This window comes from Pirellulales bacterium (assembly GCA_019694455.1).
Classification (GTDB): domain Bacteria; phylum Planctomycetota; class Planctomycetia; order Pirellulales; family JAEUIK01; genus JAIBBY01.
Window position 1 is genome coordinate 38675 of record JAIBBY010000028.1, and the last position, 24931, is coordinate 63605.

The 24931-nt window shown below is 63.5% G+C and carries 23 protein-coding genes and 1 tRNA gene; 7 read left to right on the forward strand and 17 right to left on the reverse strand.

Annotation, left to right across the window (positions count from 1 at the left end; translation table 11 throughout):
* Window positions 1-58: 58 nt before the first annotated feature.
* The 3 genes from K1X71_12760 to K1X71_12770 form a co-directional block, all read right to left on the reverse strand.
* Window positions 59-979 (reverse strand): DUF1559 domain-containing protein, encoded by a 921-nt coding sequence (locus K1X71_12760; protein ID MBX7074011.1) that lies wholly within the window; start codon window positions 977-979, stop codon window positions 59-61.
* A 113-nt stretch (window positions 980-1092) separates the two neighbouring features.
* On the reverse strand, window positions 1093-1539 hold the full coding sequence (locus K1X71_12765; GenBank protein ID MBX7074012.1) for a hypothetical protein: 447 nt from the start codon (window positions 1537-1539) through the stop codon (window positions 1093-1095).
* A gap of 146 nt (window positions 1540-1685) precedes the next feature.
* Window positions 1686-1955, reverse strand: coding sequence for a hypothetical protein (locus tag K1X71_12770; GenBank protein ID MBX7074013.1), 270 nt, complete (start codon window positions 1953-1955; stop codon window positions 1686-1688).
* 80 nt (window positions 1956-2035) lie between these two features.
* Here K1X71_12770 and K1X71_12775 point away from each other — a divergent pair.
* Window positions 2036-2108, forward strand: a tRNA-Ala gene (locus K1X71_12775).
* Between the two features lie 294 nt (window positions 2109-2402).
* On the opposite strand, the gene K1X71_12780 is transcribed toward K1X71_12775, so the two are convergent.
* The gene (locus K1X71_12780) at window positions 2403-2843 is read right to left on the reverse strand and encodes a hypothetical protein (protein ID MBX7074014.1); all 441 of its coding nucleotides are present in this window, start codon (window positions 2841-2843) and stop codon (window positions 2403-2405) included.
* A 215-nt stretch (window positions 2844-3058) separates the two neighbouring features.
* On the opposite strand from K1X71_12780, the gene K1X71_12785 reads away from it, so the two are divergent.
* The gene (locus tag K1X71_12785; GenBank protein MBX7074015.1) at window positions 3059-3313 is read left to right on the forward strand and encodes a hypothetical protein; all 255 of its coding nucleotides are present in this window, start codon (window positions 3059-3061) and stop codon (window positions 3311-3313) included.
* Window positions 3314-3370: 57 nt separating this feature from the next.
* Here K1X71_12785 and K1X71_12790 read toward each other — a convergent pair whose 3' ends face one another.
* From K1X71_12790 to K1X71_12825, 8 genes are all read right to left on the reverse strand, one after another.
* The gene (locus K1X71_12790) at window positions 3371-5515 is read right to left on the reverse strand and encodes a PBS lyase (GenBank protein MBX7074016.1); all 2145 of its coding nucleotides are present in this window, start codon (window positions 5513-5515) and stop codon (window positions 3371-3373) included.
* 56 nt (window positions 5516-5571) lie between these two features.
* Window positions 5572-6858 carry a Gfo/Idh/MocA family oxidoreductase gene (locus K1X71_12795; protein MBX7074017.1) on the reverse strand — a complete coding sequence of 429 codons (1287 nt, stop codon included), beginning with the start codon at window positions 6856-6858 and terminating at the stop codon, window positions 5572-5574.
* A 177-nt stretch (window positions 6859-7035) separates the two neighbouring features.
* Window positions 7036-8319 carry a hypothetical protein gene (locus tag K1X71_12800; protein MBX7074018.1) on the reverse strand — a complete coding sequence of 428 codons (1284 nt, stop codon included), beginning with the start codon at window positions 8317-8319 and terminating at the stop codon, window positions 7036-7038.
* A 250-nt stretch (window positions 8320-8569) separates the two neighbouring features.
* Entirely contained in the window at window positions 8570-10471 is a 1902-nt protein-coding gene (locus K1X71_12805) for a tetratricopeptide repeat protein (protein MBX7074019.1), read from the reverse strand.
* Window positions 10472-10755: 284 nt separating this feature from the next.
* Window positions 10756-11682 (reverse strand): SgcJ/EcaC family oxidoreductase, encoded by a 927-nt coding sequence (locus K1X71_12810; GenBank protein ID MBX7074020.1) that lies wholly within the window; start codon window positions 11680-11682, stop codon window positions 10756-10758.
* A gap of 273 nt (window positions 11683-11955) precedes the next feature.
* Window positions 11956-13167 (reverse strand): hypothetical protein, encoded by a 1212-nt coding sequence (locus K1X71_12815; GenBank protein ID MBX7074021.1) that lies wholly within the window; start codon window positions 13165-13167, stop codon window positions 11956-11958.
* Window positions 13160-13600: a hypothetical protein gene (locus K1X71_12820; GenBank protein ID MBX7074022.1), complete on the reverse strand. Its 441-nt coding sequence runs from the start codon at window positions 13598-13600 to the stop codon at window positions 13160-13162. The genes K1X71_12815 and K1X71_12820 overlap by 8 nt, the downstream gene beginning before the upstream one ends.
* Window positions 13601-13610: 10 nt before the next feature.
* The gene (locus K1X71_12825; protein ID MBX7074023.1) at window positions 13611-14987 is read right to left on the reverse strand and encodes a sulfatase; all 1377 of its coding nucleotides are present in this window, start codon (window positions 14985-14987) and stop codon (window positions 13611-13613) included.
* A gap of 470 nt (window positions 14988-15457) precedes the next feature.
* Here K1X71_12825 and K1X71_12830 point away from each other — a divergent pair, with 470 nt between their 5' ends.
* Window positions 15458-16621: a serine/threonine protein kinase gene (locus tag K1X71_12830; protein MBX7074024.1), complete on the forward strand. Its 1164-nt coding sequence runs from the start codon at window positions 15458-15460 to the stop codon at window positions 16619-16621.
* A 56-nt stretch (window positions 16622-16677) separates the two neighbouring features.
* On the opposite strand, the gene K1X71_12835 is transcribed toward K1X71_12830, so the two are convergent.
* The 3 genes from K1X71_12835 to K1X71_12845 all read right to left on the reverse strand — a co-directional run bounded on the left by K1X71_12835 (window position 16678) and on the right by K1X71_12845 (window position 19282).
* A complete protein-coding gene (locus K1X71_12835; GenBank protein ID MBX7074025.1) occupies window positions 16678-17607 on the reverse strand; it encodes a hexose kinase in 930 nt (309 codons plus the stop codon).
* Window positions 17608-17614: 7 nt separating this feature from the next.
* On the reverse strand, window positions 17615-18793 hold the full coding sequence (locus K1X71_12840) for an iron-containing alcohol dehydrogenase (protein ID MBX7074026.1): 1179 nt from the start codon (window positions 18791-18793) through the stop codon (window positions 17615-17617).
* Window positions 18794-18886: 93 nt separating this feature from the next.
* Window positions 18887-19282, reverse strand: a complete 396-nt coding sequence (locus tag K1X71_12845; GenBank protein ID MBX7074027.1) for an acyl-CoA thioesterase — start codon at window positions 19280-19282, stop codon at window positions 18887-18889.
* Between the two features lie 216 nt (window positions 19283-19498).
* Between K1X71_12845 and K1X71_12850 the strand changes: the two genes are divergently transcribed.
* From K1X71_12850 to K1X71_12860, 3 genes are all read left to right on the forward strand, one after another.
* Window positions 19499-20182 carry a hypothetical protein gene (locus tag K1X71_12850; protein MBX7074028.1) on the forward strand — a complete coding sequence of 228 codons (684 nt, stop codon included), beginning with the start codon at window positions 19499-19501 and terminating at the stop codon, window positions 20180-20182.
* Between the two features lie 13 nt (window positions 20183-20195).
* Window positions 20196-20645, forward strand: a complete 450-nt coding sequence (locus tag K1X71_12855) for a DUF423 domain-containing protein (protein MBX7074029.1) — start codon at window positions 20196-20198, stop codon at window positions 20643-20645.
* 224 nt (window positions 20646-20869) lie between these two features.
* Window positions 20870-22426, forward strand: a complete 1557-nt coding sequence (locus K1X71_12860) for an altronate dehydratase family protein (protein MBX7074030.1) — start codon at window positions 20870-20872, stop codon at window positions 22424-22426.
* A gap of 33 nt (window positions 22427-22459) precedes the next feature.
* Here K1X71_12860 and K1X71_12865 read toward each other — a convergent pair whose 3' ends face one another.
* Together K1X71_12865 and K1X71_12870 are read right to left on the reverse strand one after the other, a co-directional pair.
* On the reverse strand, window positions 22460-22885 hold the full coding sequence (locus K1X71_12865) for a secondary thiamine-phosphate synthase enzyme YjbQ (GenBank protein MBX7074031.1): 426 nt from the start codon (window positions 22883-22885) through the stop codon (window positions 22460-22462).
* A gap of 35 nt (window positions 22886-22920) precedes the next feature.
* Complete coding sequence (locus K1X71_12870; GenBank protein ID MBX7074032.1) at window positions 22921-23655, reverse strand: lipoate--protein ligase family protein; 735 nt, start codon at window positions 23653-23655, stop codon at window positions 22921-22923.
* A 230-nt stretch (window positions 23656-23885) separates the two neighbouring features.
* Between K1X71_12870 and K1X71_12875 the strand changes: the two genes are divergently transcribed.
* Window positions 23886-24893, forward strand: a complete 1008-nt coding sequence (locus K1X71_12875) for a HEAT repeat domain-containing protein (protein MBX7074033.1) — start codon at window positions 23886-23888, stop codon at window positions 24891-24893.
* Window positions 24894-24931 lie beyond the last annotated feature (38 nt).

Below are 24931 nucleotides of genomic sequence, written 5' to 3' on the forward strand. Positions count from 1 at the left end.
GTTGGGACGGCGAGGGGAGAGAAAAGCCACGATGGATCTCTTCCCCCGGGATCTCGACTCAGAACTCGCCCACTATATCCCCACTAGCGCGCGTCGCAAGCGCTTGATACGTCTTGAGGTCGATCGTTTCAGCGATGAGCTGCACCGAGCCATCTCCCATCACAAAGTGGCAGCCCCCCGCGTGGTAACTGCCGAAATCGTCAAAATGACCGCTCGGATGATTGGGCGCGTGATCGGCGGTCCCTACGATTCGCATCAACGAGTGGTCGCCGTGCGGCGCCACGCCGATCCAGGCCGATGGCATCAGCCGCGACGAGCGCTCGCCAACGGCGAAGGTCTGGCTTAGCCCGTCGCGAATGTCACGAAACTGGATCCCGCTATTGTGAAAGAACACGCCATCCGCGCGACAGATCGTTCCCGGCCCCACCTCCAGGCAAGGATGAATGTCCTGCGTGCCAAACGTCCCCACGTAGTTGGCAGTCGCCAGCACGGCCAACGGCTCCCCCTCGTGTTCATGCTCATCATCGTGCTCGTCCTCATGCTCGTGGGCCGCAAACATCTCAAAGGTTGGCTCCCCCACATCCGCCGGACAACGAAACAACGGCAGCGGCAGCTCCCGAACCCGCGCATGAATCGCCGCCATTAGCGGACGCTCGCGCCGGATCAGCGATTGGCTCACTGCCCCCTGCTCGACATACGGCAACAAGAGCGCCCCCCAACCCCATCCCGGTTCTCCCTGCGGGCTTGGCTTGCCGGTCGCCGCCTCCACACCAATCCAACCGGCTGGCAACGACCCCAGCGCGCCATGGTAGTTGTGCAGCGCAATTCCCAACTGCCGCAGGTTGTTGCGACAAGAAACCTGTCGGGCGCTGGCCCGCGCGGCTTGCACCGCCGGCAAGAGCAGCGCGATCAAAATGCCGATGATGGCGATCACCACCAATAGCTCCACGAGCGTGAAACCGCGATGTACGCGTGACATGACCGTTCCTCCCAATGCGCCTCCCACGCGCACGGCGCGCGGGCAGACGTCAATCGCTAAGAAGCCGACAACCAGCGCAGCACATGCGCCGTCGGCAAACAGAGACTCGCGCTTCAGCTAGCGCTGGGAGGAGCGCGCGAGCGAAACGAGCCAAACCGTTCCAGCTCGGGTAGACGAAACTCGGCAAGCTCCAGCGGTTGGACCGTGGCCACCGGCTCGAATAGAGGCTGCCACATCGTGGCCAGCGCCGGCGAAGCCAAAAGTCGGCAAGCGGCGCATCCTTCCAGCGGCCGCAAGGGCGAGGCTGGAACGCCGCCAGAGCGCTGTTCGCCGCCGTGCTGGTCATGGCCCGCGTGCTGATGGTCGTGCTTGGCCCGGTGCGAGTGGCCATGATGGTGGTCACACGCCGGCCGTTGCGAGTGTCGCTGGCCGGCAAGGTCGCACTGCTCGCCGCAGCCGTGGCTGTGCGCGTCGTGAAACAGCGCGCCCCCGGCGCTCGCGGCGAAATACATCGCCACCAGCGTCAGCGACCACAACCGTCGTCGACCAGCGCAAAGCATATCCGGTTCCCAATAGGACTCCGGCCGCAGAATCGCCGGAACAGCCGATTCAGACTATCCGCGCCAGCGCGGCAGTGTCAATTGCGCCGCGTGCAGTCTGCCCGTCCACCGCCATTGGCCTAGACTTTGAACGACTTTCCCCGCTTTCACAGCGCCGCGCGCAGCGTTGATACACCTTTGGGACCCATCCCGTGCAACTTGGCCACCTCTGTTTCCGTCACTCGGGCAAGCTGATCCAAGCCGGTCAGCCCAGCCGCCGTCAAAGCCCGTAGCGCCGGCGCCGACAGTCCCGGCGGAAACTGATCGCGCACCGTCGCTGCCAATTGATCCGCGGCGTTTCTCTTTGGCGGGCTTGAAGTTAGCGGGCAAAAACTCGGCTTTTCCGGTCGCATGTCGCGCGTTGTCTTGCGATTCATGGCATTCTTTCAAAGTTCGCCGCGCTGCCCGTGACACGCGACGACAAAAATTGTACGATACTCACTCTGACCGAACATTCGGGGGATTAGCTCAATTGGGAGAGCGTCTGGCTGGCAGCCAGAAGGTCAGGGGTTCAAATCCCCTATCCTCCACTCCGTCGCCGCATGTCGGCGCGCGACGCCAAAAACCCCGCCGTCACGGGGTTTTTTTATGCGCGGATCGACCGCCCCTTGCACGCTCCCCACCGTTTCGTGCATGAACTGCGCTGCTTAATGCGCCTCTTTCGGGTATCTGTCCCTTCCTTCCAATGCATGCGCCGGCAGTAAAACTACGTGCAATAGCTGCGTCGAGCGACTATTTGTGCCCACAAATATGAGGCCACCATGCTTCGGTTCCACCAACACGTGACGTACGCTTCTAACCTTGCCCGCGGCCCAGGACGTCCCCTACTCGACTACGTTATGGCGATCGGCCCATAGCTCTTCCATCAACTGGGCCGACTCGCGATCGAGACGGCGCATGCGCTGAAGATGTTGCCCAGTGAAATCTGCTGGCAGCGAATCGACGACGCCGTCGAAACGCAGTTGCAGCGCCCATCGTGAGATATCGATCATCGGCTTTTCACCGGGCTCAGAGAGTACATGAAAGCGAGCCGGCCAAAGCTTCGTGGTTTGCAGCACGCGCTCGGCTTCTTGCTGGTTAACAACTCGGTCCACGCGCTGCCGCGCGACCAGCAGCAAATCGCCTGGCCGCTCGCTTGACACGATCCATAGCACGTCGCCGGTGGCAATGCGATCGTATTGGTCGCTTGCTGAGTGTCCTACGTAATCTTGGTCGGCATGGTCAATCACTGTTTGCGGCTTCCAATAGACCAAGTAATGCGTCATACGCGGTCTCCGAAAGTGTTAATTACCAGTCTGTTCTACGGTGCGACTTTTCCCGTGACAATATGCAGCCAGAGCGGCTTGATCTTCCAGTCTGGTGAGGTAATTCGTAGCAATCGCCAGTACTACCCGATTGCGCTTGGCCTTGCGCTCTGATCAAGCAGAATTCGATCGAACCTGTCGGCAATTCTCCGCATCTTACTTTTGAGGAGAAAGCCTTGCGGCGCATGATCGGCATTGACATCACAGACACACGTTCCAACGGCGAAGTGATAACCGAGGTGCGCCTATTGACCGACGACGGCGAATATGTGGTCTTCTACGACCAGCCCAGTTCGCGGACGTATGGAGCGTTTCGTGTGCCAATGCGTCGCTACGAGGAAGCTCGCGACTGGTTCGTGCGCGACAAACTCTTTGACCGTCGATCAAATCATCCTCTTGCGGTCCCACAGTCTAACGCCCCGCTCAATTGATTTGCCCGACTAACTTCTATCGAGGTGATTCCTTCTTCTTCCCCAGCTCCCCAACCATCACTTCGGCATCGGCAGCAACACCACTGCGTCCTCAGCAAACGACGCCTCGCCCGGCTTGCCGCTGATCTCGTATTGAATCTTCAATTGCTTGGCTACACCCGGCGCCGGATCGCCGCCGAAGCACGCGTTGTAGCCATCCGGCAGCTTCACCAGCGGAGAGTCGCCCAGTTGCTTCACCAATGCCTCGGTCACATCCTTCCAGGTTGAATCGGCGCCGTATTCCGCCTTGACGATCGACACCTTCATCGGCTCAAAATCGGCGCCGGCCAAGATCTCGCTCACATCCACATGGTTCTTCACCAGCTTCTGCGCGATCGCCAGCGTGGCCGCTGTCGCCGCCGCCTTGAGCTCGGCGTCCGGCATGGCGGCAACGGCCATCTTCAAGGTCGCAACGCTCGGATAGCGTTTGAGCACGTCAAGCACCAGCTTCTTTTCCGCCGGTTGTTGCGCCACCGCCAGCGCCTGCTGACACATCTCCACGCGCTGCTCCTCGGGCAAGACAAACTGCCGCGCAATACGGATGTAGCCGCGTAGCGCGCGCACCTTGTACTTGTCCTCACCAATCGTCTTCGCTAGATCGAGTAGCACCGGCGCGGCGTCCTCCGTCATCCATTCCCCGAGCGCGCGAGTGCTGACATCCTGCAACTGCGGGTCGCTGCTTTTGGCCGCCGCGCCGACCGCCTCCAGCGCCTTGGCGCCCCCCACGGCCGCCAGCACCTCCAGCACCGCCCCTTTTGTCGCCGCCGTCGATGCGCGATCCACCGCAGCCGCCAGCTCCGTGGCGCACGCCTCTCGATCCGGCATCCGCACACTGGCCTCCTTAAGCGCTCGCTCGGCCACCTCTCGGTCTGCGGCATGCGCCGGCGCCACCACTTGCGCGATCAAAACCGGCAAATCTTTGGCGCCGACCGTCTTTCCCAGTGCGGTCAACGCCACCGCTCGCGTGGCCGCATCCGCGTGTTCGAGCGCTTTGACCAACAGCGGCGTCGCTTCGATCCGCCTTTGCCCCACGGTGTCGATCAGCAGCCGATACTTGGCTCCGGCGGAAGTTGGCAGCAAGGCCACAATTTGAGCATTCACTTTCTCGCCCGGCAGCGCGGCCAGCGCCGCGTTGGCGGACGTCGCCAGTTCGGCGTCGGGGTCAGTCCCGGCGTCCAACAGCGTCGCCAAGCATGACTCGTTCCCCACGCGGCCCAAGGCGCCAACCGCCGCGATGCGCACTGGCTTGGAGCCGGAAGCCGCAAACTGTAGCACGCGCGCCAAGTCGATCGTCTTGGGTCGATCGGCCATCGCTTGCAAGATGAGCGCCCCACGCTCGGGCGTCGCCTGGGCAACCTGATCGGCCAGCACCCGATCAACTTCGCCGCCAGCAAACTCGCGAGCCGTGCCGAGCGCCACCTGAAACAACCCCTCATCAGGCGATTGCAGTTGCTCCATGAGCAGCGGGATACCATCTTGCCCGCGTGCCAAGATCGCGCCGCGCGTCGCCTCAGACACTCTTGGCTTTGGCACGTCGGCCTTGCGCACTTCGTCATAAATCTTCGTCGCCATGGCCGCATTGCCATCGGCCTGCAATCGCTCGGCGCACAGCACCAAACCTTCGGCCACCGCCGAACGCACCGCCATCGGCTCGATAGCCAGTTGGCCACGCAGCGCCTCAATGGCCGCCGCGTCGCCAATGCGACCCAGCGCCACCGCCGCCGCAGCCGCCACCTGCGCGTCGCTATCCGTCAGTCTGGCGCGCAATTGCTCGCCGGCGCCCGCATCGCGCCGCACGCCAATCGAATTGATCACGCCCACCAGCAACTTACCTTGCAAAGTGTCGCTGGCTGTCCGCAGCGCATCGTCGGCCGCCGCGCCGGGAATCGCCTCCAACGCGATACGCGCCCAAGACGCCAACTCCAGGTCGGTCAGCAGCTTCGCCAAATCAGGAACCGCTGCGCTGGAGCCGTCGATCGCCAGCCGCTTGCAGGCAATTGCCTTGTCGGCCGCCGGCGCGTCGGAACGCAAAATCGCCAGCAACTTGGCTTCTTCCTCGGGCGACACTTTGTGCCCCCCTTCGGCCCAGGCCGCTGGCGCGACTAAGGTAAAGACCAAGGCGGCCATCACGAACCAGCGGAAAGCATATTGTTTGATGAACATAATTGCGTATCTCGAACAATGAGGAGGTGTCGCGAAGCTTTGCGCCAAGAAGACTATTACAGCCGCCACGGCTCCCGCAGCGCCTCAGAACGCAAACGGTTGGCCGGTTCGTCGTCGACGAATTCGTTCTTCGCCAGGTCGTACTTGACCTGCCGACCCAAATAGAGCGCGATGTTCGCCGCGTGGCAGGCGATGTGCGCGTTGCAGGCCGCGTCGGCGTTCCCCTTTGGCAGGCTGCGCGTCTTCACACAGTCGAGAAAATCGCGCACGTGGAATGTCGCCGGGTAGCCGCCGATCTCCTCGACCGTCCGCCCCGCCAATAGCTCCGGCGAGCTGAGAACCAGCTTCCCGCTGTCCCCCGCTTCCACCCAGCCCGTCTCCCCTTCAAATCGCACCGGGCAAGACCCCAGCGGTATCCAACCCGTCTCGCGGAAGATCAACTCCACGCCATTCTCGTAGCGCGCCACCAGTTGCCCATCTTTTGGCGCGTTATATTCGACCGGGGGCGGGCAGTCTCCCACCGCCCATTGGCAAAGGTCGACGCAGTGCGATCCCCATTCCAGCACGCCGCCCCCCACCAAGCCGCCCCCCTTTTCAAAGTTGAAGCCGTCCAGCAGCTTGGCGTTAAAGGGTCTCCACGCGGCGGGACCAAGATACAGATCCCAGTCCACCACCTCTCGGCTCGGCTCGGGCTCCGCGGGCAACCAACCGCTCATCAGCGCTTGCATCCCCGCCGGGTGCGCGTAAACCTTTTTGAGCTTGCCCAATCGGCCCGACCGAGCCAACTCGCAGGCGAAAGCGAAGTGCGGCAGGTTGCGCCGCTGCGTGCCCGCCTGAAAAACGCGGGCGGTGCGGCGCATCGTTTCTGCCAGGATCAGGCTTTGCGCAATGTTCTTGGTGCAAGGTTTTTCGCAATACATATCCTTGCCGGCCTTCGCGGCCAACATGGCGGCCGTGGCGTGCCAGTTGGGCCCCGTCGCGATCAGCACCGCGTCGATGTCGCTGCGGTCCAATAGCTCGCGCAGGTCGCGATACATGGCGCAGTTTTGATTGCCATACTGCTTGTCGGCCATCTCCTTAACTTTGACGCGGCGCTCCTCCTTGATGTCGCAAACCGCCGCGAACTGCACGTCTTTCTGCTCCAGAAAGCAGCCCAGGTCGTACGTGCCGCGATTGCCAATGCCGATCCCGCCCAGCACGACGCGCTCGCTCGGCGCTACGGCGCCATCGCGCCCCAGGGCCGAACTCGGGATGATCGTCGGCGCCACCAGCGCAGCACTTGTCGCTGCCGCGGCCGATTTCAAAAACTGACGCCGTGCGATGCCGCTTCGCGCTTTCACCATGGTTGCTCTCCCATTCGTTGCAATCCGAACAATGCCGGGCTGGCGCGCCTCGACGACAACAGCATACTGCCGCGGCAAGCGCCAATCCAGTTGCGCCCGCCACTCACGCCGGGTGATGCCGTACGCCGCCCGATCTTTGACGAAGATTTTACAGCGCGACCACTACCTTGCGCCGCCTTATTGGCTGGGTCGCGGCGAGTCGTGAACCAGCTTCAGCGCGCTCTCGATCAAGATCTCGCCGGTCCGCTCTCCCAGCGACGTCTCAGAAACGTAGTCGTAGCGCTCAAAACTCTTGAAGTCGACCTTGGTCAAAATGTACCCAAAGGCGTCGTTGGTCAAACCGAACAGCAGGTTGTGTTTGCCGTTCATGTTGCGCTTGAGGTAGTAGCCGATGTTCGGCAGCGCCTCGCCAGGAATCGTCACGATCTGCGCATTGCCGATGTTGACCAGATTCATCCGCGAGTTGATCGACTTGTCGTCGTTGTGCGGATACTTGAGCGGCGAGCCCTTTAAGATCATCCACATCAGTCGCGAGTCGACCGGAAACTTCACCTGTAGCGCGTGGCACGACAGCGCCGGATCAGCCTGCGGCTTTTCGTCCTTCACAATGCGCTGCGCCTCCGACGCCATCAGGTGACCAATGCGCAAGCACTCTTCCCAGGTGCGGGCGTCGTGCCAGCGCGCCTTCAAGGGATCGGAGGGCTGGTCCAACAGTCGATTATCGGCAGTGATCATGCCCCCTTGCGCGCCGTTCATAAACATGCCCATCCCCCCCATGTCGGCCTCTAGCTTGTCGCACAAGGGACCCACCAGATCGGGACTGAGAATGCCTTGGCGGTTGCCCAGCACCTCGGGATGGATCGCGTAATTGACGAGCGTGCAGATCGTCTTGCCTTCTGGAGTCACTGCCTGTATCACGCTCATCCGCGGATCGAATAGCTCCGGCGCATAGTAGTTATAGGAGATCTTGCCTTCCGCTTTGCCGGTGGCGATCTTCAATTGCGCCGGCTGCAGTTGGTCAATCGCCGCGTTGATCGCCTTGGCCGCCTGGTTGCACACATAGTCCATGTACTTCAGGTTGCCGCCCGGTTTGCCAGTCAGGCTCGGAAAGCCATAGCAGTCGGGCGCGCTGTGCGTGTGCGTCGAGCCGATCAAGATGTTGTCGGCCGGGATCCGCGGTACCTGCTTGTGGACGCGCGCGCAAAGCACCCCCGGAAAGCCCAACAAGTCAAGCTGCACCACCGCCACGCGCACGTCCCCCTGCTCCAGCACCAGCGCGCGGGCGTGCAAATCGCCTTGTTTGCTCGTCGCCGGAGCCCCCGCTCCCACACCGCCAGAAAGTGGCAACAGCGGATCAGGAGTGATCAGCTCCTTCCCCACGCCGACCTTGAATTCGGCCCGCGCTAGCGAGGCGAAAAGACATCCGACAACCAGGCAAATCAAGAGTCGATATCGAAGCATGAAACGTCTCGTGGGCTAAAGTGCCAGAAGCATGTTCGTGGCGCGCGAATCCGCGCGCCGGTCGATTATACCCCCCATAGCGCGCGTTTGTGGCGCCATGCTCGAAAAGCGCCGCCGCTCCCTGATAAAAGCGAGCGATCTCTCAATTCACGCTGCCGCACCATGCCTCCGAACCACGCCAGCGCGCTGCTGGTCAACGCGATTGACCGTTGCGCTGCGTGCGCAGCATCTCCTTACGAACTCTGCTGCTCTATTTCTTCACGCGTTCAAACGTCAGCCCTGGCGCCGTTGGCGGCGCGCCAGCGAGCGAGAACTGCCACTTGTCCGGCCCCAGCGGCTTCACGGCGCCGGCCATCGAACCTTGCCCTTCGCTTGCAAATTCCAACTCATCGGCGGTCGACGCCAAGGTGCCCTTCAGTTCCACGGGCGGCTTGCCGTCCGTGGCGGCCTTCCACTGAAACTGCGAGTCCTCCGTGATCTTCAGGTCGATCTGCGTGCCGTCGGCCTTGGCTCGCCACAGGCCAACCAAATCGATCTCCGGCGCTGGCGCCGCATCAGGCGCGGCGGGCGTAGCGGGTTTCGGCGTAGCGTTTGCCGGCGCGAGCGCGTCGAGCATCCGCTTGGCAGTGGCGTCCTTTGGCTGATTCGCGACCACCACCTTCAGCGCGTCGATCGCCGACTGCTTGTCGCCCAACACCAAGGCGTGATACGCCAGCACGAAGTGCGCCGCTGAGTCGTTGGGGTTCGCCTCGGTAAAGTCGTGCAGCTTATCTAACTGCTTCTGATAGTCGTCGGTGTTGCCATACAGACTGCTCATCGTGGTCCAGTCCATCCCTGGCGCGCTCGATAGCAGCGAGTTAAGCGCCGCCGCGGCCTGCTTGTAGTCACCCAGCGCAAACAAGGCCAAGGCGCGCACCTCATGCACCACCGGATCGCCCGGCAATTTGGCCAGCGCCGCATCGAACTTCGCCAGCGAACCGCGATAGTCGCCCGACTTGAACAGGGCCAGGCCCTCGTCGAATAGCTTCGTCGCCTGCGCTGCCGCCGGATCAGCCGGCGGCGAATCGATGGGCGCGCTCGCGCCACCATCGCCGCTATTGACGTCGGACGAATATGTGTTGACGACGATCGGTTGCGAGTAGTCGTACGGAGCCGGACTGGCCGCCACCGCGCTGGTGTAGTACGGGTTGTAGTAACCTCCGCCATACCCCCAGCCGCTGGTCATGGACCCTAGCCCCCAGCCCACCGCTCCCCACGCCAGCGGCCGATACCAATTGCTCCCCCAATAGTTGTTCCAGCAGCCGTTGTACCAACCATAGTGCGGATTGATGCAGTGGTTGTGCCAGTTGCCGGCCCAGCCATTCCCTCCCCAGCCGCCGCCCCAGCCCCAGCCGGGATTGTTCCAATTGGGTCGATCCCAGCCAGGCCGGTTGCCAATTCCGACATTGCCGCCACCGATGTTCCCGATGCCAATGTTGCCACCGCCAATGTTCACATCGTTGCCGATATTGATGTTCCCCCCTGGTCGTCCCGGTCGGTTTCCGCCAATGCTCGGCCGATCGCCGATGCCGGGCCGGTCACCAGGGCGTCCCGGTCGATTACCAATGCCGGGACGGTCGCCGGGCACGCCCGGTCGATTGCCAGGGATGCTCGGTCGATTGCCGCCGCCAGGGCGTCCCGGTAGGTTGCCGATTCCAGGGCGGTCGCCAGGCGTTCCAGGCCGATTTCCCGGGATGCTCGGTCGATTGCCGCCCCCCGGCTGACCCGGTCGGCTGCCAGGGATACTGGGTCGGTTGCCACCGCCCGGTCGTCCCACGTTGCCCGGCAAAGTCGTCGGGCGATTCCCGCCAATATTGGGCCGATTTCCGCCGGTGCCCGGCAAGTTGCCGCCGCCAGGACGGTTACCAATGTTTGGTCGATTCGCGCTGGCCAGACCACCGGAAGGAAACGAGGGGCGCGTCGTCGGCCCCACGTTACTTGGCGGGCGCACGCTCGGTCGATTGGCGATGTTGCCGCTTCCTGGTCGAGCACCCGGCGAGAAGTTCGGCCGCCCCCCCGAAGGATGAAAGTTGCCGCCACCGGGCCGCGCGCCAACATTCGGCCGCACACCTCCACTGGGGCGCGACGCCTGATTCATCGATGGCCGGCTCATGTTCGGTCGCGACATTTGCGGGCGTGAAGTCTGCGGGCGCGACATCGAGTGTCCCCCGCCATAGCCTCCCATCGAACGGCCCCCGCCACCCCCCATGTGTCCCATCGAGGGCCGGGCACCGCCATGCATGCCCCCCCCTCCTCTACCGCCGCCACCACCTCCCCGGCCGCCTCGGCCATCGGCGATACCCGTCCAGTGCAGCAAACAAACAACGATCAACAGTCGTGTCAGCCGTGGGCAAACAAACCTGTTCATGACTTCTACCCTTATCATCGAGCGGTGCGCTACTTGCCAACGGCCTCGGGCCGACGCGTCACGGTAATGTCGAAATCCTCCGCGAGGCTGTCGCCAATGATCCGATCGACCCCCTCGATGGCAAAATGGTCTTCGTCCTTCACGATGATGTGCAACGTCACATGCGATGTCGTCCCATCCGGGTTCACCGACTCCGACTTGATCACCGCCCCATCGTCAACCATCGTCCAGCCCCCCACCGCAAAGCCGCCATCGGCGTCAAACAGCCAGGAGCGAATCTGCCCCGCCGCCGGATCCCAACCGATGCGATGCGTCGACTTGCGCTGCTCCCCTTCCGCTGACTCGTAGGCGTAGTCGCCCAACAGATAATTCTTGTCGTCCGACCAGTGGTAGTTGATTGCCACCCTACCGTCGGCGCCTTCGTTGAGCCAATCTCCCACCAGCCAACTCAACGCTTGCAGGTGATCGTGCGGACTCAGCGTCGGCGTCTCCGCGAAGTCGCGAAACGACGCCAGTCGCCACTGCTTCTCGGGCTTGGCCCACACCGCGATATAGCGAAATCGCGAAGTCTCCTCGCCATCCGCCGTGGTCATCGCGCGCGTCCCTTCTTCAATCGCCACCGGCCCAACCAACCGCACAGTTTCGATGTCCAGCGCCAACTTCACCCCCGCGTATCGCTCAAAGAACGAGGTCAGGATTGACTTGATCTCCTCGTTGCCTCGGTAGATCACCCCCGCCTCGTCGATCAGTTCCCCTTGCGGCAAGAACGCCGCGGCCACGGCATCCGCCTTGCCTTCGTTGAACGACTTAAGCACCTGCTCGTGACTCGACTTCACCGCGGCAATCGCCGTTGCTTCCGGATCGTCATCCGCCATGACGGGCGTGACCAGCGCCAAACCGATCAGCGCAACCAGGCGCCAGGATTTCAACCGTTGCGAAATCGAATATTGCGACATCGGACGATCCTTGTGAAAAAACTAGTCGGTTAAGCGAACAGCGCTGCGCTTCGCGCGACATGTGCGCAAGCAAACACATAGGCCGCTCTGATGACGTTGGCCGTTGAAGTCGAGCCAAACGCGGCCCATGAGATTCCTGCCGTTACCAAGCCAATCTGGCGCCTCGTCACACGACGCGTGACCTCATTGGCCAGATCGCTAACCGCGAATTCTATCACTGCCCGCGGCGCCATACGACAACCGGCGAGATTTCCTCCCCCCCTTCAGCAGGCTTCATGCCAGCCCGGCCCGCGCATTTCGCCGACTCCAATAGCGCCGCACAAACCACGGCCGATGGTCGGCCGTAACATGGCGCTCCATGGCGTACGTCCACTTCGCCAGCAGTCGATCCCCCTCGGCAAACGCCTCGGCCGGCGACGGCGGTTCGGCCAGCCAGCGGCACTCCACCTCGTCGCGCTCCGGCAGAAACCGCGGCGCCAGCGCCGCATAATTGCGCAGCACGGCGCGGTGCAACCGCTCGTGCCGCCACCATAGGCTGCTCCCGTCGGCGCGGTCAGTCGGCGGCGTTCCCAGTTCCAATGGCGCTTCGATCGCCACGGGCTTGAACAGGCCGGTGCATGGCGCCGCGCTGGCCGTCACCCAATGTCGGCAGCCGTGGGGCGTTAACTCGGCCACCCAACTAGCCGTGGTCTGTGAAGCCGCGACCAGTCCCCCGGCGTGACAGCATGGCGCCCGCAGTCCGCCGTTCACCAGCGAATAGCGTGGCGGCCGATACTCGACGGGCCGGTTGCCATCCGCGCCGCCCCCATGATCGCGCAGTATCCGCATCAAGTCTCGCGGCGAATTGGCCGCGCTGGCGCCTCGCTGTGTGATCGCGGCGCGTAGTCGGCAACCCGATACGCGCGTCTTGATCGCGTCGCTGTGTCGCGCGGCGAAGTCTGGTATCGACAGTCCGTTCGAGATGCTGCGCGCGCCCCGGATTGGTTCGACCGCGTGTTCTCGCCCCGCCGTTTCCAGCACGAACGCGCACCGCGGATCGGCAATGATAAAACTGTTGTGATACGTGAAGCGGCGGTTTTCGTGACCGCAGCCACCTCCCTGACCGTGCCGCTCCAACAACTCCACAATGGTGCGCACCGCCTCCGCCGCGCTGGCCGCCCGCTCCAGCGCCAGCCGAATCAAATCCATGCCCGTCAGCCCCAGCGCCTGGTACGGCTGCCGTGTGAACACCGCCTCGTTGCCAATCGTCACGCCATGTTCGTTGGCGCCGATCTCGGCGCCGAACATCCAATAGGGGCGGCTAAGCAGCACCGCGTGCGTTTCGCGCGCCTGCGGTATCTCGATCCAGGTGCAGCGTACGCTAGCCCCGGCCGGATGCGCGCGCCGCGGTTGCCAGTCGAGATGCTGCGCTTCGTTGGGATCGCGATCCGAGTTCTTGGCGAACAGCACGCGGCCTGGCGCGACGATGGCGAGAGTGTCACACATACGTAAGTAGAGTGAAAAGCCCCACGATCGCCAACGCGGCAACGGCGAAGACGACGACTCCGCAAGTAACGAGCGCCAAGCGGTCCTTCATGTACGAGCGAGTCTGCTGGTCCGCAGGGACAGGCGAACCTGCGCGATCGCGCCGCACGATCCAATCAAACCGGATACGAGCCGGTTCCGTTTGCAAATACCGAATGTCGATTGGCAAATCGCCTTCCTCACCGGTCGGCAGTATCGCGGACTTAAGCATCTCAACGCCAAATCGTAAAAAACCGCGCTGATTTGCGACAATTTTCGATTCGTCCAGGTCGCCGCCGTATTGCTCGAACGCAATGGCGGCTTCCTCCTGTGGCACTAGCGCATCCAGCCGCGCAACCAAGCCTTCGATCTCCGCTCGCGACTGGGCATCGAGTTCTGATTGAGCGTCGTTCACAAGCGGCCCCTTAGAACAGTGGCTTGCCCGGTGCGATCTCGCTCTGCTGCGCCTCGGCCGCCTTCGTTAACTCGGTGACGATCTCGGGCCGCTCCTTCGCCAGGTCAAAGCGCTCCGCCGGATCGTGTTCCAGGTGAAACAACAGCGGCGGATCATGCGTCTCGGGCTTGGCCTGTCCGTACCCCTTCTGCGTCTTAAAATGCAGCTTCCACGGGCCTTGTCGAAACGCGAACACTTCTCCTTCGCGATAATACAACAGCGAATCGCGTGGGCTGGCCTCGCCGCGCTGCAACACCCCCGACAGGTCGCGGCCGTCGATTGGTCGATCGGTCGGCGCCGGCGCCCCCGCCAGCGCAAGCACGGTCGGAAACAAATCGAGCGCGCTGGCCAGTGCCATCGAAACCGTTGGGGCGATCTGGCCCGGCCACCAGAAGATACCCGGCACGCGCATCCCACCTTCCCACGTGCTTCCCTTGCCTTGCCGCAACAGGCCAGCCGATCCGCCACGCTGCTTCTGCTCGATCCACGGCCCGTTGTCGCTGCTGAAAAAAACCAGCGTGTTCTGCGCCAGTCCCAGCTTGTTGAGTTGATCCAAAATCTGGCCCACGCTCCAATCGAGTTCCTCGATCACGTCGCCATACGGGCCAGCGGCGCTGTGGCCGGCAAAGTCGTCGCTGGCGAACAGCGGCACATGCGGCATCGAATGCGCCAAGTACAAAAAGAAGGGGCGATCCTTGTTCTCCGGTTCGGTCGTCTCGGCGATGAATTTTAGCGCCGCCTCGGTGTACCGCCGCGTGAGCAGTCGTTGATCGGGATTCTCCTCGATCGTTTCCAAATCTCGAATCAGCGGCGTCAGCGGCCAGTTCCGAAGCTTGCCGTGTCCTGCCTCTCCCCCCATGTCGTTGGAATATGGAATGCCAAAGTAGCTTTCAAAGCCGTGCCGCGTCGGCAGGTATTGCGGCAGGTGGCCCAGATGCCACTTGCCGACGGCGGCGGTCCGATAGCCCTGCTTGCCGAGCGCTTCGGCTAGCGTCAACTCGTCGTCGGCGATGCCGCCGGTCGATTCCGGAAAGAACACCCGCCGCTGGCCATACATGCCACTGCGCACTGGATAGCGGCCAGTGAGCAGCGCCGCGCGGCTGGGACTGCACACCGGCGCGGCCGAATAGAACTGCGTGCAGCGCATCCCCTCGGCCGCCATCTGGTCGAGTCGCGGGGTACGAATCGTCGGATGACCGTAACAGCCCAGGTCGCCATACCCCAGATCGTCGGCGAACACGATCACGATGTTCGGCGCCGCCGGCGCTCCCCAGGCATGACCGGTCAACAAAACCAGCGCCAAACAGCCCAATCCACCCCAATCCAATCCGCAAAGATGACGAAGCATCAATTTCCTCGATGAACAAAAACCCTTGACTGGCTTGATGCTACGACCGCGCCGCGGCCGCCACAAGCAATTGCCAGCGTGCTACTCTTAAGTGGGGCCCCCATTTTTGCGCAAATTGCTTTGCCTTTTTCGGCGGCGAAAGTACGCTAAGGGCGTCCCTGGGGGGCCAGTGGCAATATTCCTTGTCTTGTTCCGCATTCGCTCCGGTGGACAGTACCGCACGTCCTAGCTTCTCGTCGCGATGCCTTGTCAGCGGCCTCGTCTCGACGGCCGAACTGGCAGACGCTACGCGTGCGCTAAACGCCAAGACCAAGGCCGACACCACCGTCGAAACCACCGACGAGCAAATCGCCGGCCAACTGGTCGAACTCGGACGCTTGAATCGTTGGCAGGCGCAGCAACTCCTCTCGGGTCGCACGCGGTTCAACCTCGGCCCCTACCGCGTCGTGGATTCGATTGGTCAAGGCGGCATGGGGCAGATCTTCAAGGCCGAGCACACTGTCATGGGGCGCATCGTGGCGATCAAGGTGCTGCCGCGCGATCGCTCCTCCCCCGACGCCATCGCCGCCTTCCATCGCGAAATCCGCGCCCAGGCCCAACTCGATCACGAAAACCTCGTTCGCGCCCTCGATGCCGGCCACGATGGCAACGTCCATTATCTCGTCACCGAGTACGTCCCCGGCACCGACCTGCGCCGCTTGGTGCGCAAACAAGGTCGCCTCGACATGCGCGCCGCCGCCAGTATCGTGGCGCAAGCCGCGGTTGGGCTCACCCACGCGCACGCGATTGGGCTCATCCACCGCGACGTGAAGCCCGGCAACATCCTCGTCACCCCCGCTGGCCGCGCCAAAGTCTCGGACTTAGGCCTGGCCGACTTCTTCGACGCCACCGTCGTCGCGGCCAAGGGACGCCGCGGACGCATCGTCGGCACCGCCGATTACCTCTCGCCAGAGCAAATCAGCGCGCCAGAAAATCTCACTCCCGCCAGCGACATCTATTCGCTCGGCTGCACCTTGTATTACGCGGCAACCGGCAAGGTGCCGTTCCCGGGGGGCGGCACGCGCGAAAAAATCTACGCGCATCTCAATCTGCAGCCCATAGATCCCCGACGCTTCGCCCCCGAACTCACCGAAGAATTTGTCGACGTCGTCGCCGACATGATGACCAAGAAGCCCACTGCTCGCATACAGACGGGCGAAGAGGTGGTGCGGCGGCTCGCCCCTTGGCTCGGCCAAGGCAAGATCAGCCTCGGGCAGGTGCAGCCCGGCTGGGTTCCGCCGGCAGTGGGAGATTCTTCCGGTTCGTTTCCGGCGGCCTCGCTCCCCAGCGACGAGTTGCTGGAACTGCCAGACACCATGCCTTCGTTCGATATGGCGGCGCCGGCGATCCTGCCCGCTCACGAGTCACAGGGCGAGTACTCGCAAAACACCATCCCCATTATGTCGGCCGAGGAAGAGACACGCCCCAACTTCGAAACGCGCGAGATTCTCGCCCGCGTCCGCCACGCCTCCACACGCACCTTTGAACGGGCCACCGAAGCGACCGGCATCTCGGGCTGGCTCCTGTTCTTCATGGCCACAGCCATCAGCATCGTCATTGGCGTAATCATCGCCATGCTGTCCGGCGAATGGTGACGCGGCGATAGCCGAATCCCTGTTTCCGATTCCCTTGCGTTGCTCCATTCCGCGGTTCAAACCTCGCTCTTGCGCGCAAACTCGATCGTCCCCGCCCGCTCCAGCACCCGCTGCGGATCAATCCGCGCGGGCAGCAAGGCAAGCGCATTCTCAATCGCCGCCGCCATGCCAACACGAGCGGCCGTCAGCATGTCGTCCCCGCGTGCGATCGACCACGCGCACCCGGCCGCCAGACAGTCGCCGCTACCAATCGCGTTGACCGCCGCGATGCGTGGCGGCTGCGAGCAAAACGCCTCATTCGCGGTCACCAACCAGACCGCGCCGGCGCCCTGCGTGACGAGCACATGCCGCGCGCCGCGCTCAATCAACCCGCGCGCCGCCGCGATCAATTCGCGGTCGCTGTCGATCGATCGAAGCACGGTCCGCGCCAACTCCTCGCGATTCGGCTTGACTAGCAGCGGTCGCGCGGCAAGCGCCGCGTCCAACTCTGGTCCGCGCGCGTCGAGGATCACCGGCGCCGCCGACTTGGCCATCAGCCGCCGGTAGCAATCGACTGCCGCTCCGAGCGGCAACGATCCGCTGAGCACGATGGCGCCGGCCCGCGCTGCCAGTCGCTCGTACGTGGCCTCGAAAGCCTGCATTTCCGCACTGCTGATCGGCGCCGCGTGCTCCACCAACTCCGTGGTCGAGCCTGTGCGCCGATCAACAATCGTGGTGCAAACGCGCGTGGCGCAAGCGGTCTCCACCCAATCGGCGGCAATCCCATGTCCAACCAGATCGTGCTTGAGCCGCGCGCCTGTCGTGCCGCCGGTAAGCGAGAGCGACGCCGTTTCGGCGCCCAACGCCGCCAGCGCGAGCGCCACGTTCACGCTCTTGCCCGACGCGCACCAGTGCGCCTGCGCCGCCCGATTGACCTCTCCCACTGAAAACTGGTCGAACACCAGAATCTGTTGCCAGGCGGGCGTGAGTCCTGCGGCCAGAATCATGCGATCCCTACCAGTTCGCTTCCAACAGTTGCGCCAGTTCGTCGTCCGACAGGTCGCGCGGGTTGCCGCTCATACTGCTGCCGCGCGAGTCGCGCACCAGGTCGCCCAACAACTCGATCGAAATGTTCAAGCTCGACAGCCAGCAAGGGATTTCCGCCTCGCTGTAAAACCCCTCCAACTCGCCAAGCAGGCCGTCGATCGCCGCGTCGTCATCGGTCGCCTCACTGCCGGTCAATAGCCGCGCCGCGCGCGCCAGGTCGGCCCGACACTGCTCGCGGTTTGCCTCAATCGCCACCGGCAGCATCACCGCGCACGCCAACCCGTGCGAAATCTGTCCATGCACCCCCAGTGCGGCGGCCACGCCATGCGCCATGCCTAGACCCGAGTTGGCCAGCGCCATGCCCGACAAGAGCGCGGCCTGCGCCATCTTCTCACGCGCCGGGCGCGACTCGCCATCGTCCACCGCCGCGCGCAAGGCCGTTAGTGCGCCTGTCATGCCAGTCTCACACAGCGCGCGGGTAATCGGCGTCGCGCGCCGCGAGACGTAGCTTTCCAACAACTGCGTAATGGCGTCCATGCCGGTCCAGGCGGTAACGTGCGGCGGCGCGCTGGCCGCCAATTCCGGGTCGACCACCACCAACCGCGGCACAAGTCGCGGCGAGCGCAAGCTCTTCTTGAACGACGGAAATTGCGACGAAATCACGGCGTTGCGCGTCGCCTCGGCCCCTGTGCCCCCCGTGGTCGGCAGCGCGATGATCGGCAGCGGTTCCCAATCGATGGTCCGTCCGCTCCCCACCCCTTCCAAAAACTCCTTGACGCTCACGCGGTCGGGGCTGGTCGCCATGGCCGCCACCGCTTTGGCCAGATCAATCGCCGACCCGCCCCCCAGGGCCAGCATGGCGTCGCCGGCCGCAGGCTGATGGCTCAACAAGTCGGCAGCCGCCAGATCGACGTCGCGCACCGTTGGCTCCCCCGCCACGGACCCCAGATGCACCGGTTCGATTCCGCCCGCGCGCAGTCCGGTCAAAAGATCATCGACCCGGCCAGTCTCTTCCAACGTCCGCGAGCCCGTGACCAAAAACACGCGCCGCGCAAATGGCGCGGCCAGCGCCGTCAACTCGGCGCGGCGTCCCCAGCCGAAAACAATTTGCCGCGGCGCGGCGAACTCGAACGGGCCGATTCCCATGCTGTGCCCAACTCTCTATTACGCCTGTTCCACTGCTCCCCTGATCAACTCGTTCCCTCGGCGCCGTTGCATCGCCGCGGTCCTTCTAACGTTTTACTCGCCCTCCTCCCTGCGCAACCACTCCGGCACGCGCTGCGGCGTCCCCTCGCGATCGACGCAAGCCAGCACCGTATGCGCCACCGCCAGCGTCTCCTCGCCGCGAAATAGTTCATAGTCGTGCTCAATCTTCACCGCGCTCACGCGATCCAAAATCGTTCGCAGTCGCAGCACATCGTCATACCGCGCCGGTCGCCGGTATTTGCACTCCGCCCGCACGATGACCAAAAACTGCCCTTCTTCCTCCATGCGCCGATAGCTCCCTCCCCACGCCCGCAACATCTCGGTGCGTCCCATCTCAAACCACGCCAGATAGTTGGCATGATGGACAATGCCCATCGCGTCGGTCTCTTGATATCGAACGCGGAACTCAATCTCATGGAATTTGTGCATCGTGCTTTAGAGTTGAGACATGCCCCACTTGAAACCGAACAAGCCGCCCCGGCGAACGATTCGCCGGGGCCGCGAATGACAGGAAGCAAGTCACAAAATCACGACCTTTGTCGTGATTTTGCGAGCAGCGGCATTCTATGCCCGTCGCGCCGCGCTCACCAAGCCCGGCTGACGACCGGCTGAAACTGCGGCCGCCGTTGTGGTACAACAGCCGGCATGCCCAAGTCCAAGCCAGCCGTCGAACCGCCGCCGCCCGACCTGCGCCAGATTCCGGGCCGCTTGGCGATCATTGTCATCGTGTTGGTGGCGGTCGGCCTCAGCGTGGCCGCCTGGTGCTATTGGTATGTCGTCGGCCGCCAAGCGCAAACCTATTGGGGCACAGCCGCGGCGCTCATCATCACTCGCGCGCCAGAGGTCGAGTTGTTTGAACTAGGCCCGCCGCAGGCCGAAAGCTCCGCAGGCGACGCGCTGCTCATCGACGGCCAGAGCTATTCAATTCTCCAACGCCGCGAACTGGCCAAGAGCCGCGCGCCCGGCTTCACCCACATCCGCGCGTTGCTGACTCGCGACGCCGCCTTCGACTGGCAGGCCGATCCCGACGCTTGCCAACCGCAATGGCGCTACGCGCTGCGCTTTGGCAATGCCGAAAAGTCCGCCATAGTCGGCATCTCGCTCGAGTGTCCCCAGGTGCGCCTCTTCGACGGCTATCGCAAGGTGCTGCCCAATGGGCAGATCATCACTCAACGACAGTTAGGCGACCGACCGCCAGCTTCACGGCAGACCGCCTCGATCGCCCCCATTGCCGAAGGTCTCTCGCAGTTCATTGCCGAACAGTTTCAGACCCCGCCCGACGAATCGCCGGTCGCCGAACCGGCGCCCTCCACCACCAAAGCAGAGTGAGTCCCCAATCGTGATTGACGCAAAATACTGGATCGTCGCCGGCGCGCTCATCGCCGGCTTGGGCGTGGTCGCCGGCGCCTTTGGCGCGCATGGACTCGAAACCAAGCTAAAAACTCCACCCGACGCCTCGCAGCAAGAGCGCGATCTCAGCGCCCGCCGTCTGCACAATTTCGAGGTGGCGGTGCGCTACCAGATGTATCACGCGCTCGGCCTCATCCTGGTCGGCATGGTCGGTCTACACACCAAAAGCGCCTGGATCTCCATCGCCGGTTGGTTGTTCATCGCGGGCTTGTTGATCTTCTCAGGCATGCTCTATGGCTGGGTGCTGCTTCAGATCCGCGCGCTGGCGATGATCGTCCCCATCGGCGGCACGGCATTCATCCTGGGCTGGCTTGCGCTGGCCATCGCCGCCGCCGGCGTCCCGCGCGAGCCGGCGCGCACCGCGCAATCTTCAGCTCAATAGCACCGGTCAACACCTATCGCGAGAAATAGGTCCATTGCGCTCGCTGGACGACTGTCGCTGTTCCCTAGCCGCAAGCCGCTAGTCTCTTCCTTCCTCCTCTGCGTCTCCTCGCCTCTGCGGTTTTCTGCTTTCTCCTTCCCCCGGTTTGCCGCCGACATGCCCCCCCGCTAAGCTGCAATTCGCGCTCCACCTCCCCCACATTGCACCAGCGCTTGAGCATTCGCATGGCCGTTGTCGATCAGCAATCTGCCGACGTCGTTCACATCCACCCGGCGGACAACGTGGCCGTCGCCGCGCGCCCACTGGATACTGGTGATCAGATATCGGTCGGCGGCCATTCGCTCCGCGTCGCCGAACCAGTCGGCATGGGACACAAGCTAGCGCTGGCCTCCGTCCCAATCGGCGAGCGCGTCTTCAAATATGGCCAGACCATCGGCTTTGCCACGCGGGCGATCGAGCCCGGCGAACTGGTCCACTCGCACAATCTGGCGGCCGGCGGCTTCGAGCGCGAGTATCGTTACGCCACCGACATTCCGGCGCCGCCGGCGCCGATCACCGGCCGCACCTTTCTGGGCTATCGGCGCGCCAGCGGCAAGGCGGGTACGCGCAACTATCTGGCGGTCATCTCCAGCGTTAACTGCTCCGCCTCCGTCAGCCGCTACATCGCCGAGCGCTTCACGCCCGCCGTCCTGCGGCAATTCCCCCAGGTCGATGGCATCGTCGCCCTCACCCACAAAGGGGGCTGCGGGATGCGCTACGGCGGCGAGGATCACCAGCAACTCAATCGCGTGCTGGCCGGCTTTGCCAAGCACGCCAACATTGGTGGTTATCTGCTCGTCGGGCTTGGCTGCGAGACCGGAACCATCGGCTCGCTCTTGGAAGAAGGCCACTTGGTGCAGATCGGCCTGCCCGGCAAGCCGCCCCAGCGCCCCACTGTGCTCTCCATGCAAGACCTGGGCGGCACCACCAAGACCGTGGAGGCCGGCGTGCAGTCGGTCGCCCAAATGCTCCCCGCGATCAACGATGTTCGCCGCGTGCCGATACCCGCCAGCGAGCTGATCGTCGCTCTGCAATGCGGCGGCTCCGACGGCAACTCGGGCGTCACCGCCAATCCCGCCCTCGGTGTGGCCAGCGATCTGTTGGTCGCGGCCGGCGGCACGGTCATCCTTTCAGAAACAACTGAAATCTACGGCGCCGAACACCTGCTCACGCGACGGGCCACCTCGCGCGCGGTCGGCGAAAAACTCATCGAACGCATTCGCTGGTGGGAACGCTACACCGCCATGTTTGGCGCCGAGATCGACAACAATCCCTCCCCCGGCAACAAGGCCGGTGGCCTGACCACCATCTACGAAAAGTCGCTCGGCGCCGTCGCCAAGGGGGGCTCCACCGCGCTCAACGCAGTCTACCACTATGCCGAACCCGTTACCGCCAACGGTTTGGTCATCATGGACACCCCCGGCTACGATCCCGTCGGCGCCACCGGACAGGTAGCGGGAGGCGCCAACTTGATGTGCTTCACCACTGGCCGCGGCAGTTGCTTCGGCTGCAAGCCAACGCCTTCGATCAAGATCGCCACCAACACTCCCATGTATCAGCGCATGATCGACGACATGGATGTCAACGCCGGCGTCATCCTGGCCGGCACGCCGGTGGCGGAAGTCGGCCGCCAGATCTTTGAATTGATGCTGGCCGTGGCCAGCGGCGAAAAATCGAAGAGCGAACAGCACGGCATTGGCGACGAGGAATTCGCGCCCTGGAGTATCGGCCCCATGCTGTAGGCCAAGCAAAAACCGTCGCGCCGCCCCGACCGTCTACTCCATGTCGCCTTGCAGCGTCAGCACCAACCGCCGCGCCGTCGCTCGATCGCGATGCTCACACAAGTAAATGCCTTGCCACGTCCCCAGGCACAGGCGCCCTCCAAAGATCGGTATCGACAGCGAACTGCCCAACAGCGCCGTCTTTACATGCGCCGGCATGTCGTCTGGCCCTTCGAGCGTATGCGCGTACTCAAACGTCTCCGGCGCCAAAGCGTCCAGCACGCGCTCCAAGTCGGCGGGCACATCGGGGTCGGCGTTCTCGTTGATCGACAACGCCGCCGAGGTGTGCTGCAAAAAAACGTGCAATAACCCCACGCGCATGCGCGTCAGATCGGTCGCTGCGGTGGTCACTTCTTGCGTGATGAGGTGCCAGCCGCGCCGCCGCGCCGGTAGCTTCAATGTGTAATGGAACCACGACATGAGCCAGATTTTCCCAGATTGCCAGCAGCAGCCCACTACAGTCTAAAGTTCCAGTCGTGTTGAGAATACTTCTCAAGCAAAAGCTGTTTCGCCAGCGCAAGTGGTGGCAGTTCGGCCAGGCCGCTCGCCTCGAATGCGCCAACCACCAAGCCGCGCAACTCATCGCCCGCCAGTGGCAGATTTGTTAAGAACTCGCCGTGGCTCCGCCCCGCACGGTACTCAGGCTCGCGCGGCGGCGCCGCCAGACAACTCGCCGCCAGATCGAGCGGAAACCGATGCAATAACGTGCCGTGATACAACAGGTGCGTCCGCCGCACGCGAAGACTGTTGCCAGAGAACTTGAGCGCTCGCCCGCCGCGCTCGATCACCAGATCGCTGGTGCCGGCGCGGCGCACGCCAGCCACGCGGCCGCCAAGCGCAGCGGCCAACTTGCCCAGCACAAAGCGATGCGCCTCGTCGATCGAGCGCAACTCCGGCCGACGTTCGAGACTGAGCACCAGCGAAAACATTAAACAGCCCGGCCCGGCCACAATCGCGCACCCCCCGCTAGTCCGTCGCAGGATCGGAATGCCTTGTTCATGGCACGCATCCGGCAATGCTTCCACCCCCGCCCGCGACGAGCGCCCCAAAATCACCGCTGGAGACACCGATTCCCATAGGCGCAATTGGTCGCACGTCGAACCTTGCTGCTCCGCCACTTCCAGCAGCGCTTCGTCAATCGCCAGGTCGAGCGCGGGCATAGCGGCGGTGTAATCGAGAAGCCGTATCATCAATTCGACGGAAGTGGCTAGCGGCACAAGACGTTGGGTTGACGGAACGAGCGCGACCCATAGACTTTTACTAGCGGCCCGCTGATGCAATCCACTGGCTGTATCATCCTGCGGGCAGAATGACAATATCGCGCGTCGCTCGATCTTTCATTCGCCGCCAGCGCGCCACGACGGCTCGCTCCGCAGTAGTCCATATCCCCCCAACCCACTGTGTCAACCCATTGCCTGCGATGGATCAGAACACCGAATCTCAGCAAACTATTTCGCCCGACGACGCCTTGCCCAGCGTCGAGCCCCCCAGCGCCGGCTTCATTCTGCAACTGTTTGTCGTGCCGGCGGTGATCGTCGCCATTATCGTCGCCGTGTGGCTCATGTTCACCTGGCTCGCCCACATGGGGGACAACCCCAGCACCTATATCAACGCGCTGCGCCGCGACAACGAGGCCCGCTGGCAAGCCGCCGTCAACTTGGCCAACGCGCTGCGGCAACCCAACAGCAAGTTCAAAAACAACACCGAGATCGCCGACGAATTGGCGCAGTTGTTGCAAGATGAACTGGAAGCCAGCCGGCAGAGCAAGAGCCAGGCCGACGTGCGCGTCCGCGTCTACATCTGCCGCGCGCTCGGCGAGTTCAACATCCCCAACGGGTTGCCCGCGCTCCTCGAAGCCGCCAAGACGCAAACCAGCGAAGCCGACGTGCCGGTGCGCGCCAGCGCCATCGAAGGCATCGCCCTCTTGGCCTCCGGCCCGGCAGGCGAGGCCGTTCGCGCCAATCTAAAAGTGGCGTCCACGCTGGTCGAGTGTTCCACCGCCGAAGATCCCGCGGTGCGCACCCGCGCCGCCTTCGCGCTGGGAGTCATCGGCGGCGCCGAGGCCCAAGAGCGGCTGGCCACGCTGCTTAAAGACCCGATCGCCGATGTACGCTACAACGCCGCCACTGGCCTGGCCCGCCTGGGCGACGCCCGCGCGGTCGACGTGCTGGCCGAAATGCTCGACCCGACTCGGGTTCGAGTCATCGAACGTAAAGAGGACGAGCTTGCCCAGGAGTTCAAACGCTTCACGATTCCGCAAAACGCGCTTCGCGCAGTCGAAAAGCTGATCGACGCCAATCCATCCGTCGATGTCTCCGCTTTGCAAACCGCGATGCAACCCTTGACCCAGTCCGAGAACACACAACTCAGCCACTACGCGGCGCAGGTCGCCGCGCGCCTCGCCGATCGCCAGCCGGCCCAGCCGTAGCCGGGTCGCGCCAAAAAAACGCGATCGACTGTTGGGGG

Excerpts from the sequence above, each read along its gene's own strand:
- K1X71_12780 (MBX7074014.1), bottom strand. The coding sequence starts at position 2,843 with ATGACGCATTACTTGGTCTATTGGAAGCCGCAAACAGTGATTGACCAT.
- K1X71_12760 (MBX7074011.1), bottom strand. The coding sequence starts at position 979 with ATGTCACGCGTACATCGCGGTTTCACGCTCGTGGAGCTATTGGTGGTG.
- K1X71_12840 (MBX7074026.1), bottom strand. The coding sequence starts at position 18,793 with ATGGGAATCGGCCCGTTCGAGTTCGCCGCGCCGCGGCAAATTGTTTTC.
- K1X71_12800 (MBX7074018.1), bottom strand. The coding sequence starts at position 8,319 with ATGCTTCGATATCGACTCTTGATTTGCCTGGTTGTCGGATGTCTTTTC.
- K1X71_12810 (MBX7074020.1), bottom strand. The coding sequence starts at position 11,682 with ATGTCGCAATATTCGATTTCGCAACGGTTGAAATCCTGGCGCCTGGTT.
- K1X71_12795 (MBX7074017.1), bottom strand. The coding sequence starts at position 6,858 with ATGGTGAAAGCGCGAAGCGGCATCGCACGGCGTCAGTTTTTGAAATCG.
- K1X71_12830 (MBX7074024.1), top strand. The coding sequence starts at position 15,458 with ATGGGGCAGATCTTCAAGGCCGAGCACACTGTCATGGGGCGCATCGTG.
- K1X71_12805 (MBX7074019.1), bottom strand. The coding sequence starts at position 10,471 with ATGAGCCGGCCATCGATGAATCAGGCGTCGCGCCCCAGTGGAGGTGTG.
- K1X71_12815 (MBX7074021.1), bottom strand. The coding sequence starts at position 13,167 with ATGTGTGACACTCTCGCCATCGTCGCGCCAGGCCGCGTGCTGTTCGCC.
- K1X71_12845 (MBX7074027.1), bottom strand. The coding sequence starts at position 19,282 with ATGCACAAATTCCATGAGATTGAGTTCCGCGTTCGATATCAAGAGACC.
- K1X71_12850 (MBX7074028.1), top strand. The coding sequence starts at position 19,499 with ATGCCCAAGTCCAAGCCAGCCGTCGAACCGCCGCCGCCCGACCTGCGC.
- K1X71_12770 (MBX7074013.1), bottom strand. The coding sequence starts at position 1,955 with ATGAATCGCAAGACAACGCGCGACATGCGACCGGAAAAGCCGAGTTTT.
- K1X71_12860 (MBX7074030.1), top strand. The coding sequence starts at position 20,870 with ATGGCCGTTGTCGATCAGCAATCTGCCGACGTCGTTCACATCCACCCG.
- K1X71_12825 (MBX7074023.1), bottom strand. The coding sequence starts at position 14,987 with ATGCTTCGTCATCTTTGCGGATTGGATTGGGGTGGATTGGGCTGTTTG.
- K1X71_12870 (MBX7074032.1), bottom strand. The coding sequence starts at position 23,655 with ATGATACGGCTTCTCGATTACACCGCCGCTATGCCCGCGCTCGACCTG.
- K1X71_12835 (MBX7074025.1), bottom strand. The coding sequence starts at position 17,607 with ATGATTCTGGCCGCAGGACTCACGCCCGCCTGGCAACAGATTCTGGTG.
- K1X71_12865 (MBX7074031.1), bottom strand. The coding sequence starts at position 22,885 with ATGTCGTGGTTCCATTACACATTGAAGCTACCGGCGCGGCGGCGCGGC.
- K1X71_12765 (MBX7074012.1), bottom strand. The coding sequence starts at position 1,539 with ATGCTTTGCGCTGGTCGACGACGGTTGTGGTCGCTGACGCTGGTGGCG.
- K1X71_12875 (MBX7074033.1), top strand. The coding sequence starts at position 23,886 with ATGGATCAGAACACCGAATCTCAGCAAACTATTTCGCCCGACGACGCC.
- K1X71_12790 (MBX7074016.1), bottom strand. The coding sequence starts at position 5,515 with ATGTTCATCAAACAATATGCTTTCCGCTGGTTCGTGATGGCCGCCTTG.